Genomic DNA, 14,294 nt, shown 5'->3' with positions numbered 1-14,294 from the left:
TAAGGGAGTACGACGGGGGGCCTGCCGGATTCGATCCGGCAGGCCCTCCGTCGTACTCTGCGTGTCAGCCCGTCGTGGGGCCCGTCCAGTCGGCGGGGACGCGGGCGAGGCGTACGCGCTGGGGGTGGTCGCCGACGTCCACGCTCGTCACCCGGTGCCCGGTGGAGAAGTCGATCGCGGTGACCCGGTCGGCGCCGCTCTCGGAGATGACGCAGGACCGGCCGTCGCCGCTCACCGTCGCCCAGTAGGGCTTGGAGGCGGGGACGAGCGGGCCCTCCTGGAGGGTGGCGCGGTCGACCACGGTGGCGTAGTCGTCCATCGTCCCGGCGACGCAGAGCTTGTCGCCGTCCGGGCTGATCGAGAGACCGTGGTGGCGCGAGTCGTTGACCCAGGTGGTGCGGTCGGGGTCGGTCGCCGGGTTGCCGGGGAGGTTCTTGAGGCGGGTGATGCGGTCGGAGTCGACGTCGTACTCCAGGAAGCCGTTGAAGAAGGAGACCTGGAAGTAGATCTTCTTCTCGTCCGGGGTGAAGACGAGCGGGCGGACGGCGTCGGAGAGGTCGCCGCGGCCGAAGGCGTCGAGGCGGTCGCGCATGTCGATGACGCGCACGGTCTCGAAGGTGCGGGCGTCGACGACGGTGATCTTCCGGTCGCCCTTGGTCCAGTCGAGCCAGGGGGCGTCGAGCGCGGTGGTGACCTCGCCGATGGACATGTTCCAGAGGAGGCCGTCGGAGGTGAAGACGTTCTCGTGGGGCTTGTCGCCGGTCTTGAAGGAGCCCAGCTGCCGTCCGGTCGCGATGTCCAGGACGTGCACGGTGTTCGCGGTGGAGGCGGAGACCGCGACGCGGGTGCCGTCGGGCGAGACGGCCATGTGGTCGGCGCGGTAACCGGCCACCGGAAAGCGCCAGTTGATCCGTCCGGTCCGCAGGTCGAGGGAGACCACGTCGGCGAAGCTGGGGCGGGAGACGACCATGGCGGAGCCGTCGGGGGTCGCGTACATGTCGTCGACGAACTGGTCGTGGCCCTCGCCCGGTCCGCTGCGGACACCGAGGAAGTAGGCGAGTTTGATCGGGTTCAGGTAGATCTCGCGGAGGCGCTCCTCCTTGTCGGGGATCACGTTCACGCGGCCGACGCGGTGCAAGTCGCCGCGGGAGGCGATGACGTCGGCGGTGCCGTCCCAGTTGTTGCCGACGAACATCACCTCCTGGAGTCCGGCGGGGGCGGCGGCTCCGGTGCCGCCCGAGGTGGTGACGAGCACGAGGGCGGCTGCGAGGGCTCCGAGGAAACGGCGGGTCCCGGACGGGCGGGGAGAGGGCATGGGGGGGGTCCTTCCTCCATGGCACGACGACGACTTACCGGAGGTAACCATGACCACGTCAAGCCCACAAGCCCCCGGGACGCACCCCTCCGCACTGCCCGTCCCGCCCGGTGCGGGATCATGGGAGCAGGCACGCAGAAGGGACGGAACGGACGATGAGGCACCGCAGTGTCGCGGACCTGATGACGCCCACCGCAGTCGCGGTACAGCGGGGGACGTCGTTCAAGGAGATCGCCCGGCTCCTCGACGAGTACGGCATCACCGCGGTCCCCGTGGTCGACGAGGACAACCGGCCGGTCGGCGTCGTCTCCGAGGCGGACCTGCTGCGGCGGCACACGGCCAAGGACGGGCCGAGCACGGCGGAGGCCATGATGTCGAGCCCGGCCGTGACGGCCCGGCCCTCCTGGACGGCCGTCGAGGCCGCCCGCCTCATGGAACGGCACCGGGTGAAGCGGCTCCCGGTCGTGGACGCGGACGGCCGGCTGATCGGCGTGCTCAGCCGCAGCGACCTGCTGCAGCTGTTCCTGCGCAGGGACCGCTCCATCCAGGAGGAGATCCGCGAGGACGTGATCGTCCGCATCCTGCGCCTCTCCCCCTCGGCGGTCCACATCGACGTCGACGAGGGCCGGGTGACGCTCAGCGGCACCCTGGAGCGCCCGGGCCTCGGCCCGATCCTGGTCCGCCTGTGCGAGACGGTCGACGGGGTGGTGGAGGTCGTGGACCGGATGACGTACGAGGCGGACGGGGGCGGGGCCTCGTAGCGGGCGGGGAGCCCAGGGGGGCGCGGCACAGGAAAGAGCGGGCGCGGCCTGGACGAGGCCGGGGAGCCCGGCGGGGGCGGGGAGCCCGGCGGGGGCGCGGAGCCCGGCGGGGGCGCGGCACAGGAGCGGGCGCGCCCTCGCGGCACGGCTCCCGGCTCAGCAGGCCGGCGGCTCGGCAAGGCGTGCCCGGGAGCCCGGCGGCGTCTCCGTCCCGCCGCGCTCCCGGCAGTACGACGCCCCTCGGGCTCCCGGCGCTACAGCGGCGGTTCCGTCAGGAGACCGCCTCCGGCCAGCCGTATCCGGGGCCGGTGTGCTGGGGTACGGTCCCGGCGCCCACCGCCTCCATCTCCCGGTTGGCCTCCCGCATCAGCTTGCCCGCCAGGTCCTTCATCGCACGGCTCGCGGCGAGTTCGTCGCCGATCGCCGGCACGTCCACGTCCGCCGGGTTGCACCGCGCGGAGCCGTGGCCCGTGAGGGTCGAGGTGCCGGTCTTCAGCCGGGCCTCGGCCTTCGTCCTGCCGCTGTCCTCGGTCAGTTCCACGCCGACCGTCCATTCCAGCGTGCGGCTCATGGTCCGCCTCCTCGCATCGCCGGGTCGCGCGCAACCGAGGCACGGCCCCTTCCGATACCTCCAGGATCCATCGGCGGGGGCCGGAACGCACAGGGGACGGGGTCAGGGCGCGCGGAAGAGGCGGGGGAAGCGGGGGGCGAGCCAGGGCTTGCGACCCCAGCCGAGGGCCTTGCCGCGGGCGATCACCGGCCAGGGGTCGACCCGCCCGAGGCCGAGGAGGAGGAAGGCGACGGGCTCCGTGAGGATCGTGCAGTCGGGCCGGGCCGGCGGCTCGTGGCCGGTCCTGACCACGCCGTCGGTGACCGTCACGCCGAAGCTCGGGCCGCTGCGGAGCCGTACGGCGAAGCTTGCGGTCAGGCCCGCGACGGCGGCCGGGTCGGCGACGCGGGGCATCGCCTCGATCATGAACGGCAGCGTGAGCTCGACCCGGCGCACGTCCAGCATGTGGGGGCGGTTCAGGGCGAGGGCCAGGTCGTAGCCGTGGCCGAGCATGTGGGTGAGCAGGTACGAGCCGAGGACGGCCGGGCTCAGGCGGCCGAGCGGTGTGGACACCGGCTCGGCGGGATCACGCTCCTCGACGGTCGCGAGGAAGGCGGCGGCCTGGGCCGTGATCATCTCGGCGAGCGGACCGGGTGACCGCTCGCCGAACCCGGCGAGGGCGCGTTCGTTGGCCTCGGCCAGGCTGCCGGGGGTGCCGTCGCCGTAGGGGCGCTCGTGGCCGGCGGCCAGATCGGCCATGAGGGCGTTCGCCTGCGCCAGGTGGGCGGCGGCCTCGCCCACGGTCCAGGTGGAGCGGGGCACGGGAAGCCGTGAGCCGTCCGGCTCCGCCGTGCGCAGGACCGCCGCGATGTCGTCGGCGGTGCCGCGTATCGCCTCGGCCAGCCCGTCGGGAAGCACCCCGGACGGCTGTCCGGAAGGCTTTCCGGAAAGCTCCCCGTCCGTTCGCTGCGTCATGGATCCGCCCCTCCCCTGGCCCCGGCGGCTCCCTTTGGAGCACCGACTGGTCAGGGACCGTACCAGCGAGTAGGCCTTTCGGCACCGGTCACGGCGGGGAGGTCTTCGCCACCGGCGGTGGCGGCCACGGCCTCCCGGAAGCGGGGACAGTCGGCGAGGTCGTCGTGGGCGCAGCCCAGCGCGCATTCGACCAGGTCGAGACAGGCCTGCGCCTCCGCCACCCGGCGCCGCAACTCCTCCCGGTGCGCTTCGAGCCGCCGCCGACGGGCGGCCGGGTCGCCGGCCCGCAGCAGCTCGCGGATGTCGTCGAGGGCGAGCCCCGCCGCCTTGGCCCGGAGGACGACGGCGACGCGGGTGAGGTGCCCGGCGTCGTAGCGGCGGCGGCCGTGGGGGTCACGGGCGGGTTCGAGGAGCCCGGCGGACTCCCAGTGCCGCAGCACGTGGGTGGCGAGTCCGAAGCGGCCCGCGAGTTCGCCGATGGCCATCGTCGGGGGCGTCGGAGACGCCTGGGACTTCGGAGGCGTACCGCTTGACTTCATGTCGGCATTAACCACGAGCGTGGTCGCCATGTCCATCACGCCTGCGGCCCCTTCCGGCCGCGACCACGGTCCTGCCCTGCTCGCCGTCCTCGACGCCGTCGACCGGGCCCCGGGAGCGGCCGCGCTGCGCGCCCGCTCGTACGGCCTGCTGGGGGTCGCGCCGGGGACCCGTCTCCTCGACGTCGGCTGCGGCGGCGGTCTGGCCGTCGCGGAGGCCGGGGCGCGCGGGGCGCTCGCCGCCGGTGTCGACAGGGACGCGGAGATGGTCGCCGCGGCCCGGAGGCGGCACCCGGGGCACGCGTTCGAGGTCGCCGAGGCGACCTCGCTCCCCTACGAGGACGGCGCGTGGGACGCGTACCGCGCGGACAAGGTGCTCCACGAACTGCCCGATCCGGGGGCGGCGCTCGCCGAGGCCCGCAGGGTGCTCGCGCCGGGCGGACGGGCCGTGCTCACCGGTCAGGACTGGGACACGTTCGTCCTGGACGCCGAGGACGGCGCCCTGACCAGGACCATCGTGCAGGCGCGCGCCGACCTGGTCACCGGACCCCGTGTCGCGCGCCGCTTCCGCGCCTTGCTTCTGGACCACGGGTTCGGCGAGGTGGCGGTGGAGGTCTCCACCGCCGTCCTCACCGACGCCCGCCGGCTCCCCCTGGCGACGGGGCTGGCGGAGTCGGCGGTACGGAGCGGGGCCGTCACCCGCGGGCAGGCGGCGGCCTGGAGCGCGGACCAGGCCGCCCGCGCCGCCGCCGGCCGCTTCTTCCTGGCGATCCCCGTCTTCACGGCGTCCGGAACGCGGGGCACGTGAGCCGGGTTCAGCGGAGCACGTGAGCCGGGTTCAGCGGGGCACGTGAGCCGGGTTCAGGGGCCGTCCACGGTGAGGACGAGCTTGCCGGTGGTGCGGTCGGTCTCGCCGAGGGCGTGGGCCTTGGCGGCTTCGGCGAGGGGGAAGACCGCCTCGACGTGGGGGCGGAGGGCGCCCGAGGCCGCGAGGGCGGCGACGGCGTTCATGCCGGCGTGGTCGGCCTCGACGAGGAGGGTCTCCACGCGGACGCCCCGCGCCGCCGCCTTGGCCGGCTCGTCGGGGTCCGTGGGCGGCAGCAGCGAGACGAGCGTGCCGCCGGGGCGCAGGACGTCGAGGGAGCGGCTGCGGGTGTCGCCGGACATCGGGTCGAGGACCATGTCGACGTCCTGGACGGCCTCGGCGAAGTCGGTGGTGCGGTAGTCGATGACCTCGTCCGCGCCGAGGGAACGGACGAACGCGTGCTTCGGGGCGCTCGCGGTGCCGATGACGTACGCGCCGCGGGCCTTGGCGATCTGGACGGCGAGGTGGCCGACGCCGCCTGCGGCCGCGTGGATCAGGACCCGCTGCCCGGGGCCGACCTGGGCGGTGTCGACGATCGCCTGGTACGCGGTGAGGGCGGCGAGCGGCAGGGCGCCGGCCTGCACGTGGTCGATCTCGGCCGGCTTGTGGGCGAAGGCGCGGGCGGGGCCGGTCACGTACTCGGCGTGGGAGCCGACGCCGTACGGGTACGGGAGCATCCCGAAGACCTCGTCGCCGGGCTTGAACACGGTCACGCCGTAGCCGACGGCCTCCACGACGCCGGAGACGTCCCAGCCGAGGACGAGGGGGAGGCGGTCGAGGAAGAGGGCGCCGGCGCGGTGCTTCCAGTCGGTCGGGTTGACGCCGGCCGCGCGGACGGCGACGAGGATCTGGCTGGGGCCGGGCACGGGTCGCGGGACCACGACCTCCCTGAGGACCTCGGCGGTTCCGTGGGTGTCCTGGCTGATGGCTCGCATGGTGGGGTGGTTCGTCATGCCGTCAAGACTCGCGGTCCGTCCCGACCCGTACCATGGCATGATTGCCATCTTTCGAAGGGATCCTGCCATGAGTGCTGCGATGGCCCCCGCCATGACCCCTGTCATGAGCCCGGCCCGGGGTGACCGTCATCGTGTCGTCGTCCTCGCCCTGGACGGCGTCTATCCCTTCGAACTGGGCATCCCCAGCCGCGTGTTCGGCGCGGTGGACGACCGCTACGAGGTCCTCACCTGCTCGGTGGACGGCAAGCCCGTCCGTACCAACTCCGACTTCTCGGTGACCGTCGCGCACGGGCCCGAGGCGCTCCGTACGGCCGACACCGTCATCCTTCCGCCCTTCGACCTGTCCCTCCTCTCCCGCGAGCTCCCCGCCGGGGCGGCCGAGGCGCTGGCCTCCGTGCCCGCCGGGGCCCGTCTGGTGTCCATCTGCACGGGCGCGTTCGTCCTCGCCGCCGCCGGGCTCCTGGACGGCCGCCCCGCCACCACGCACTGGGCGCTCGCCGCCGTCTTCCGCCAGTGGTTCCCGCAGGTGTCCCTTGACCCGGACGTGCTGTTCGTCGACGAAGGCGACGTGCTGACCTCGGCGGGCGCCGCGTCCGGCGTGGACGTCTGCCTGCACCTCGTACGGAAGGACCACGGCGCCGCCGTCGCCAACCACGTGGCCCGCGTCTGCGTCGTGCCGCCGTGGCGGGACGGCGGGCAGGCCCAGTACATCGAGCAGCCCGTGCCCGAGACCACCGCGAACGACACCTCGGCGACCCGGCAGTGGGCGCTGGAGAACCTGCACCAGCCGCTCGCCCTCAGCGAGCTCGCCGCGCATGCCCGGATGAGCCTGCGGACCTTCGCCCGCCGGTTCGACGAGGAGGTCGGCATGAGTCCGGGACGCTGGCTGATCCAGCAGCGGGTGGTCCGCGCCCGGCAGCTCCTCGAGTCCACGGACCTCGCCGTGGACGACATCGCGGGCCAGGTGGGCTTCGCGACCGGAACCTCGCTGCGCCAGCACCTCCACGCGGCGATCGGCGTCTCCCCGCTCGCGTACCGGCGCACCTTCCGGGGCGAGGCCGCGCTCCCATAGATCTGGTTAGGCTTCACGACGTGAGACATCACGATTCCGATGGTGCGGCGCAGCCGGTGGCCGATCTGAACCTGCTGCGGACCTTCCTCGCCGTCCACCGCTCCGGATCGTTCACCGCCGCCGCCGGACTGCTCGGCCTCTCGCAGCCGACGGTGACCACCCAGATCCGCGCCCTGGAGCGGCAGACGGGACGCGAACTCTTCGAGCGGCTGCCGCGCGGCGTCGCGCCGACCGCCGTCGCCGACGAGCTCGCGGCCCGGGTCGCCGGGCCGCTCGACGCGCTGGCCGCCGTGACCGGGCACGAGGCCGCACCGCACGAGCGGACCGCTCCCGTACACCTGGCGGGCCCCGCCGAACTGCTCTGCGCCCGCGTGCTGCCCGCCCTCGCCCCGCTGGCGGCCGACGGCGTACGGCTCCGGGTCAGTCCGGGTCTGACCGAGCCGCTCCTCGACGAGCTGCGCGCGGGCCGGCACGACCTGGTGATCGCCACCTTCCGGCCGCGCGGGCGGGCGCTGACCGCCGTACCGCTCACCGACGAGGAGTTCCTCCTGGTCGCGGCCCCGGTGTGGGCCGACCGCGTCAAGGAGCGGCTGGCCCTGGAAGGTCCTGCGGCGCTGCACCCCGTCCCCCTGGTCGCGTACGCCGAGGATCTTCCCATCGCCCGCCGCTACTGGCGGCACGTGTTCGGGGCGCGGCTCTCCCGCCCCGCCGCCGTGACCGTGCCCGATCTGCGCGGGGTGCTCGCGGCGCTCGTCGCCGGAGCGGGCTTCAGCGTCCTGCCGCGCTACCTCTGCCAGGCCGAACTGGCCTCCGGCGCGCTCGTGTCCCTGCACGAACCGGAGGACCCTCCCATCAACACCGGCTACCTCGTCCAGCGCCCGGGCCGCCCCGGCAACCCCGACGTCACCCGCGTCCGGGACGTGCTGATCGAGGCCGGCCGCACCTGGTGACCCCGGGGGGGCGGCGGAGCCCCTGCTATAACCGGAGCATGATCTACCACGTGGTGACGCCCGCTGAATGGTCCGCCCGGCCGGAGGAGCCGTACGCCCCCGCCTCCCTCACGGAGGAGGGTTTCGTGCACTGCTCCCCCGACGAGCCGACCACGCTCGCCGTCGTCAACGCCTACTTCCGCGGCGTCACCGGGCCGCTCCTCGTCCTCCTCCTCGACGAGAGCCGGCTCACGGCGAGGACGGAGTGGGAGGCCGCCGCGCCGACACCGCCGCCCGGCGTCTCCGAGGAGACCCTGTTCCCGCACGTCTTCGGGCCGATCGACCGCGCCGCCGTCGACGCGATCCTGGAGGTCACCCGGGACGAGGACGGCCGGGCCACGGGGCTGGCTGAGACCGGCTGACCGAACCCGGTCATCCGCGATCCGCCTCGCGTTCCTCACGCGGGGCTCCGCCCCGCACACCGCGTTCCTCCCCGGTGAAGCCGGTTCCGTCTCGTCGGTGACCGTGCAAAGCACCTGGCCACCCGCTTGGGTCACGTCGGCGCCGCCGCCGTGTGCGGTTCCTTCCGCTCTCGGTTAGACCTGGTTCACAGGGTGTCGGCCGGCCTGCCGGAAGCCACTCGTCCGGCGTCACTGGCCGCCCATCTCCCGGGAGGAAGTCGATGATCACCCGTCGCAGCATGCTCGGCGGCACACTCGCCGCCGCAGGCCTGCCGCTCCTCGCCCCCGGCATACTCGCCGGGGGCGAGGCGCACGCGGCGGAGGCCCTGCCGCCGGCCGGCCCGCGCCGCGCGCAGGACCCCGTGCCGCCCGCGTTCTCCGTGGCCATGCCGGTCCCGGCCGTGCTGCACCCGCTCTCCTCGACGGGCGCCGTGGACTGCTACGAGCTCACGATCCGCAGGTCCACCGCCGAGATCCTCCCCGGCATCGCCACCGACGTCCTCACCTACGGCGGGCATTTCCCCGGCCCCGTCATCCACGCCCGCTCCGGGCGCCGCGTCCTCGTCCGCCAGCACAACGGCCTGGACATGCCCGTCACCGTCCATCTGCACGGCGGGAACGTCCCGTCCGCCTCCGACGGCAACCCGATGGACGTCTTCGCGCCCGGGACCGCGCGGACGTACGTGTACGCCAACCGGCAGCCGCACGCCTCGCTCTGGTTCCACGACCACGCCCACCACATGGAGGCCGAGCACGTCTACCGCGGTCTCTCCGGCACCTACCTGCTCACGGACGACCTCGAACAGAGCCTGCCGCTGCCCAAGGGCCGGTACGACGTGCCCATCACGCTCCGCGACGCCCGCTTCGACGAGCGGGGGCAGCTGGCGTACACGATGAGCGACCGGAGCCGCGCCACCATCCTCGCGAACGGCAGGCCGACTCCGTACTTCCAGGTGGCGGCCCGCAGGTACCGCTTCCGTCTGCTCAACGGCTCCAACCTGCGCCTCTTCGCGCTGAGCCTGTCCGACGGCACTCCGCTCACCCAGATCGCCTCGGACGGCGGGCTGCTCGAACGCCCCGTCGCCGTACCCGTCCTCACGCTCTCGCCCGGCGAACGCGCCGACGTGGTCGTCGACTTCTCCCGCCACGCCGTCGGCACCCGTCTCGTCCTCACGAACACCGGCCCCGGCCGGCCCGAGCAGGTCGGCAGGGTGCTGGCCTTCGACGTCGTGCGCACCGCCGACGACCCGAGCAGCGTCCCGCGGGTGCTGCGCACCCTTCCGCCGGCCGCGGCGCTGCCCAAGGCCGCCGTGACCCGCGACATCGAGCTCAGCATGGACGAGGACGGGCGCCCCGATCCCCGGGGGTTCATCAACGGGCGGATGTACGACCCCGATCGCGTCGACACCACCGTGGCCTTCGGGTCGTCCGAGATCTGGAACGTGACCAACTCCAACAAGCGGGCCCCGCACAACTTCCATATGCACCTCGTGCAGTTCCGCGTCCTCGAACGCGCCGGGCGGCCCGCGGGTCCGACGGAGACGGGCCTCAAGGACACGGTCCGGGTGATGCCGGGCGAGACCGTGAAGCTCCATGTGACGTTCGACGGGTACCGGGGCGACTACGTGTACCACTGCCACATGCTCGACCACTCCGCCATGGGCATGATGGCCACCTTCCGGGTCCGGTGACCCCTCCCCCGCGTCGTCGGCCCCGGCCGGTGGTCGACGGCGCGGTGCCGGAGCCGTGTGTCATGGCTCGCGGCCCCCGGGCGGCGGGGGGAGACTGAAGGGGTAGCACGGCCGGCAGCCAGGGGTGCCCTGAAGGAGTGGCCATGGGCGGCACGGCGGTGGAGACCCTGCGCGAGCTGATGCGCGGCGAGGTCATCGGCCCGGAGGACGCGGGGTACGACGATGCCCGGCAGATCTACAACGCGATGATCGACCGGCGGCCGGCCGTCATCGCCCGGTGCGCGGACACCTCGGACGTCCGGGCGGCGGTGCGGTACGCCCGGGAGAGCGGCATGGACCTGACGGTCCGCGGCGGCGGGCACAGCGGGGGCGGCCTGTGCCTGGTCGACGGCTCGCTGATGATCGACCTGTCCGGCATGCGCTGGGTGCGGGTGGACCCCGAGACGCGGACCGCCCTGGTGGGCGGCGGGAGCCAGCTCGGGGACCTGGACCACGAGGCGCACGGCTTCGGGCTCGCGACCCCCGCCGGCATCATGTCGACGACCGGCGTCGGCGGGCTGACCCTCGGCGGCGGGCACGGGCACCTCACCCGGGCGTACGGGCTGACCATCGACAACCTGCTCGCGGTGGACCTGGTCCTCGCCGACGGTTCGTTCGTCACCGCGTCCGCGGACGAACACCCCGACCTCTTCTGGGCGTTGCGCGGCGGCGGCGGCAACTTCGGCGTCGCGACCTCCTTCACGTACGCCCTGCACCCGGTGGGCGACGTCGGGCTCGGCGTCACCCTGTGGGATCCGGAGCACATCGGGGCGGTGCTGCGCTGGTACCGGGAGTTCCTGCCGGCGGCGCCCGAGGAACTGAACGGCTTCTTCGCCACGTTGACGGTCGCTCCCGAACCGCCCTTCCCCGAGGAGATCCACCACAGGAAGATGTGCGGCGTGGTCTGGTGCAGCACGGGCCCGACGGACGAGGAGAGCCTCGCGAAGACCTTCGCCATGGTGGCCGATCCGGCCCCGCCGGCCTTCCACTTCGCGACGCCGGTCCCGTACCCGGCCCTCCAGGCGATGTTCGACGACCTGATCCCGAAGGGCCTCCAGTGGTACTGGCGCGGCGACTTCTTCGACGCCGTCCCGGAGGAGGCGATCGACGTCCACCGCACCTTCCTGGAGAACATCCCGACGGAGCTGTCGACGATGCACCTCTACCCCGTCGACGGCGCCGCCCACCGCGTGGGCCCCATGGAGACGGCCTGGGCCTACCGGGACGCGCGCTGGTCCGGCGTGATCGGCGCCATCAGCTCCGAACCGTCCGACGCGGAGGCACTCCGCACCTGGGCGGTGGACTACTGGGAGGCCCTGCACCCGACCTCGATGGGCGGCGCGTACGTCAACTTCCTCGGCGCGGACGAGGCCCAGGACCGGGTCCGGGCCACGTACCGGGGACACTACGGCCGGCTGGCCGAGGTGAAGAAGACGTACGACCCGGACAACGTCTTCCACCACAACCAGAACATCGCCCCGGACACGCAAGTGTAGGGTCCCGGGGCGCCGCCTCAGGACTCCATGGACCGCATGGCCTCCTGGGCCCGCTTCTCCATCTCCTCCGGGGAGACGTCCTCGACGTGCGTGGAGACGTTCCAGCGGTGGCCGAAGGGGTCCTCGATCTGTCCGGTGCGGTCGCCGTAGAACTCGTTCTTCACCGGCGACAGCTCCTTGGCGCCCCGCGCGAGGGCCGCGGCGAAGACCGCGTCGACGTCCTCGACGTACACGTGGAGGGTGATGGGCGTGCCGCCGACGGCCTTGGGCGAGCGGAAGTTCATGTCGGGGAACTCGTCCGCGAGCATGATGAGCCCGTTCCCGAGCTCCAGCTCGGCGTGGCCGATCCTGCCGTCGGGCGCCGGCATCCTCATCCGCTCGGTCGCCCCGAGCACGGACACGTAGAAGTCGATCGCGTCCGCGGCTCCGTCGACGCAGAGGTACGGCGTGACACGCGGATATCCCTCGGGGATGGGCTGGACGGCCACAGGGCTCCCGCCTTTCCGGACAGTGGCGGTCACCGCCGACCGCCGCCTGCGACCACTGATATCCCGAACCGTCGGCCCCGCTCCGACGCCGCGCGGCGGCCGGGCGGCCGAATGCCCTGAAGGGCCGACCGCACGGGGGCGCCCATGACTCCCGCTCCGGCGGGGCTCCGCGTACAGTGAGGGCGGGCGCGGTGTGATCATGAGGAGTATCTGTGACCGCGGTCAGCCTGGAACACACCACCGTGCCCGCCGACACCGGCGAGGTGACCCTGCTGATAGCCCGCCGGGTGGAGCCCGGACACGAAGCGGCTTTCGAGGTGTGGGCGAAGGGCATCCTCGACACGGCGGCCACGTTCCCCGGCCACCTCGGATACGGTCTCTTCCGCTCCTCAGGAGGCGACGCCCCCTGGTTCCTCGTCCACCGGTTCCGGGACGCGGCGGCGTGCCGGGCCTGGCAGGAATCCCCCGAGCGGGCCGCCTGGTTCGCCGACTGCCAGGGGCACCACCACACCGAGATCGCCCGGCGGAGGCTCACCGGCATGGAGACCTGGTTCGCCAAGCCGGGATCGACCCGCCCGGCGCCGCCCCGGTGGAAGATGGCGGTCAGCGCCACCCTGGCGATCTACCCGATCTCCGTCCTCGGCAGCCTCTTCCTCGTCCCCCGCCTCACCGGCCTCCCCCTGCTGCTGAGCAGCGCGGTCGTCGCCTGCGTCTTCAACGTGCTGATGACGTACGTGTCGATGCCCGCGGTCAGCAGACTGCTGCGCGGCTGGCTCACCCCGTGACGCACCTGCCGGGACGGCTACACCGGGGTGGCCGCCCGCAGGATGGCGAAGAGCGTCACGGCCGAGTTCGCGGAGGACAGTGCCGACACGGTGGCGCCCGCGGCGGCGCCCCACACCGCGAGGCCCGCCGTCGTGAACGCCGACGGCCAGGCGCGCCCGGCCGGGGCCGGCCGCATGAGCGCCGCCACCCGGCGGGGCACGGGTCCTGCCGCCGCGAACGCGGGCAGGGTGACCGCGAGCGGTCCGCGGGACATCAGGGCCGCCTTGCCGATCGCGCGGGCGACGGTGCGGCGGCTGCCGACCGCGCTCGCCGCGTCCTCGTCGGCCCAGCGCTCGGCGGTGTACGTCACGGCGGTACGGAGCGGGCGCAGGAACGGGTTGGCCCGGGCGGCGAGGTGCACCACGAGGAGGTGCCGGTGGTGGCGGCCCGCCAGGTGGGCCCGTTCATGGGCGAAGAGGGCCCGGCGTTCGGCGGCCTTCAGCCCCGCCAGCATCCCCGCGCTCACCACGACCCGGTCGGGACGGCCAGGAAGGGCGTACGCGTACGGGGCGGGGTCCGGCAGCACCGCCACGGGTCCGGCCGGCAGCCCGGCGAGCGCCGCCACCGCGCGGCGGCGCACCCGCGCGTGCCGCCAGGCCGCCCAGGCGCAGGAGACGAGGACCGCGAGCAGCGCGGGGATGGCCGCCCGGCCCGCGACCTCGTCGTACGGCACGGCCGCGCGCACCTCGGGGTCCGACCACCCGTCGGGCAGCGGGTTCCCCGGCAGTTGTGCCGTGCCCACGATCACGAGGAGTCCGAGGCACAGGGTGCTGCAGACGGCGAGCACGCCGGCGACGGCGGTAAGGAGGCGGGTCGCCGTGCGCGGGTGCAGGCGCTGCTCGGCGAGCCGGGCGACCGGCCAGGCGGTGAGCGGAAGGACCAGCGGAAGGAAGACGAAAACCCCCATGGCGGTCAGTCTTCCCCCTCCCCGGGGGCCTCCTCCGGGACGTCGGCCAGGAGTTCACGCAGCAGTCGCTCGTCGTTCGGCGAGAGCGCGGTGACGAAGCTCGCGAGCACCGCCTCGCGGTCGGTCTCGGCGTCGAGGACCTTGCGCATCCGCAGCGCGGCGAGCCCGGCCTCGTCCGCGACGGCGGTCCAGACGAAGGACCGCCCGGCCCGCTCCCGTACGACCGCGCCCTTCGCGTGCAGCCGGGTGAGGATGGTGATGACGGTGGTGTAGGCGAGACCGCCGCCGAGGCGCTCCTGCACCCAGGCCACGGGGACCGGCTCGGCCGCTCCGCGCAGGACGCCGAGCACCTGGGCCTCCAGCTCGCCCTGCCCCCGCCTGCGCGGTCCGGGCTGCGCCCCGCCCCTGCTCAGGTCCACCACGCGTCA

16 protein-coding genes are annotated in these 14,294 nt (G+C 73.7%); 8 read left to right on the top strand and 8 right to left on the bottom strand.

Going from position 1 to position 14,294, the window contains the following annotated elements; all coding sequences use genetic code 11:
• Window positions 1–64 precede the first annotated feature (64 nt).
• On the bottom strand, window positions 65–1,315 hold the full coding sequence (locus ACZ7HT_RS30500; protein ID WP_471171771.1) for a YncE family protein: 1,251 nt from the start codon (window positions 1,313–1,315) through the stop codon (window positions 65–67).
• A 155-nt stretch (window positions 1,316–1,470) separates the two neighbouring features.
• Here ACZ7HT_RS30500 and ACZ7HT_RS30495 point away from each other — a divergent pair, with 155 nt between their 5' ends.
• A complete protein-coding gene (locus tag ACZ7HT_RS30495) occupies window positions 1,471–2,076 on the top strand; it encodes a CBS domain-containing protein (RefSeq protein WP_471171769.1) in 606 nt (201 codons plus the stop codon).
• Between the two features lie 271 nt (window positions 2,077–2,347).
• Here ACZ7HT_RS30495 and ACZ7HT_RS30490 read toward each other — a convergent pair whose 3' ends face one another.
• From ACZ7HT_RS30490 to ACZ7HT_RS30480, 3 genes are all read right to left on the bottom strand, one after another.
• Entirely contained in the window at window positions 2,348–2,647 is a 300-nt protein-coding gene (locus ACZ7HT_RS30490) for a DUF1876 domain-containing protein (RefSeq protein ID WP_116162836.1), read from the bottom strand.
• Window positions 2,648–2,749: 102 nt separating this feature from the next.
• Entirely contained in the window at window positions 2,750–3,601 is an 852-nt protein-coding gene (locus ACZ7HT_RS30485) for a maleylpyruvate isomerase family mycothiol-dependent enzyme (RefSeq protein ID WP_471171767.1), read from the bottom strand.
• Window positions 3,602–3,651: 50 nt separating this feature from the next.
• Entirely contained in the window at window positions 3,652–4,170 is a 519-nt protein-coding gene (locus ACZ7HT_RS30480; RefSeq protein WP_471171766.1) for a helix-turn-helix domain-containing protein, read from the bottom strand.
• On the opposite strand from ACZ7HT_RS30480, the gene ACZ7HT_RS30475 reads away from it, so the two are divergent.
• Window positions 4,169–4,945 carry a methyltransferase domain-containing protein gene (locus ACZ7HT_RS30475; protein ID WP_471171764.1) on the top strand — a complete coding sequence of 259 codons (777 nt, stop codon included), beginning with the start codon at window positions 4,169–4,171 and terminating at the stop codon, window positions 4,943–4,945. The genes ACZ7HT_RS30480 and ACZ7HT_RS30475 overlap by 2 nt on opposite strands.
• A gap of 53 nt (window positions 4,946–4,998) precedes the next feature.
• Here ACZ7HT_RS30475 and ACZ7HT_RS30470 read toward each other — a convergent pair whose 3' ends face one another.
• The gene (locus ACZ7HT_RS30470) at window positions 4,999–5,937 is read right to left on the bottom strand and encodes an NADP-dependent oxidoreductase (RefSeq protein WP_471171848.1); all 939 of its coding nucleotides are present in this window, start codon (window positions 5,935–5,937) and stop codon (window positions 4,999–5,001) included.
• Window positions 5,938–6,025: 88 nt separating this feature from the next.
• Between ACZ7HT_RS30470 and ACZ7HT_RS30465 the strand changes: the two genes are divergently transcribed.
• From ACZ7HT_RS30465 to ACZ7HT_RS30445, 5 genes are all read left to right on the top strand, one after another.
• On the top strand, window positions 6,026–7,030 hold the full coding sequence (locus ACZ7HT_RS30465) for a GlxA family transcriptional regulator (protein WP_471171762.1): 1,005 nt from the start codon (window positions 6,026–6,028) through the stop codon (window positions 7,028–7,030).
• A gap of 20 nt (window positions 7,031–7,050) precedes the next feature.
• Entirely contained in the window at window positions 7,051–7,980 is a 930-nt protein-coding gene (locus tag ACZ7HT_RS30460) for a LysR family transcriptional regulator (RefSeq protein ID WP_471171760.1), read from the top strand.
• 38 nt (window positions 7,981–8,018) lie between these two features.
• Window positions 8,019–8,381 (top strand): DUF952 domain-containing protein, encoded by a 363-nt coding sequence (locus tag ACZ7HT_RS30455; RefSeq protein ID WP_471171759.1) that lies wholly within the window; start codon window positions 8,019–8,021, stop codon window positions 8,379–8,381.
• Between the two features lie 260 nt (window positions 8,382–8,641).
• The gene (locus ACZ7HT_RS30450; RefSeq protein ID WP_471171757.1) at window positions 8,642–10,111 is read left to right on the top strand and encodes a multicopper oxidase family protein; all 1,470 of its coding nucleotides are present in this window, start codon (window positions 8,642–8,644) and stop codon (window positions 10,109–10,111) included.
• 143 nt (window positions 10,112–10,254) lie between these two features.
• Window positions 10,255–11,646: an FAD-binding oxidoreductase gene (locus tag ACZ7HT_RS30445; protein ID WP_471171755.1), complete on the top strand. Its 1,392-nt coding sequence runs from the start codon at window positions 10,255–10,257 to the stop codon at window positions 11,644–11,646.
• 17 nt (window positions 11,647–11,663) lie between these two features.
• Here ACZ7HT_RS30445 and ACZ7HT_RS30440 read toward each other — a convergent pair whose 3' ends face one another.
• Complete coding sequence (locus ACZ7HT_RS30440; protein ID WP_471171754.1) at window positions 11,664–12,134, bottom strand: VOC family protein; 471 nt, start codon at window positions 12,132–12,134, stop codon at window positions 11,664–11,666.
• Between the two features lie 212 nt (window positions 12,135–12,346).
• Here ACZ7HT_RS30440 and ACZ7HT_RS30435 point away from each other — a divergent pair, with 212 nt between their 5' ends.
• Complete coding sequence (locus ACZ7HT_RS30435) at window positions 12,347–12,919, top strand: antibiotic biosynthesis monooxygenase (protein WP_471171752.1); 573 nt, start codon at window positions 12,347–12,349, stop codon at window positions 12,917–12,919.
• Window positions 12,920–12,936: 17 nt separating this feature from the next.
• Here ACZ7HT_RS30435 and ACZ7HT_RS30430 read toward each other — a convergent pair whose 3' ends face one another.
• Together ACZ7HT_RS30430 and ACZ7HT_RS30425 are read right to left on the bottom strand one after the other, a co-directional pair.
• Complete coding sequence (locus tag ACZ7HT_RS30430) at window positions 12,937–13,866, bottom strand: M56 family metallopeptidase (RefSeq protein ID WP_471171750.1); 930 nt, start codon at window positions 13,864–13,866, stop codon at window positions 12,937–12,939.
• 5 nt (window positions 13,867–13,871) lie between these two features.
• A complete protein-coding gene (locus tag ACZ7HT_RS30425) occupies window positions 13,872–14,285 on the bottom strand; it encodes a BlaI/MecI/CopY family transcriptional regulator (protein WP_471171748.1) in 414 nt (137 codons plus the stop codon).
• Window positions 14,286–14,294 lie beyond the last annotated feature (9 nt).

Source organism: Streptomyces sp. NPDC037410 (assembly GCF_055602235.1).
The sequence above is the reverse complement of the archived record's forward strand: the minus strand, read 5'-3'. Positions and strand labels throughout refer to the sequence as shown.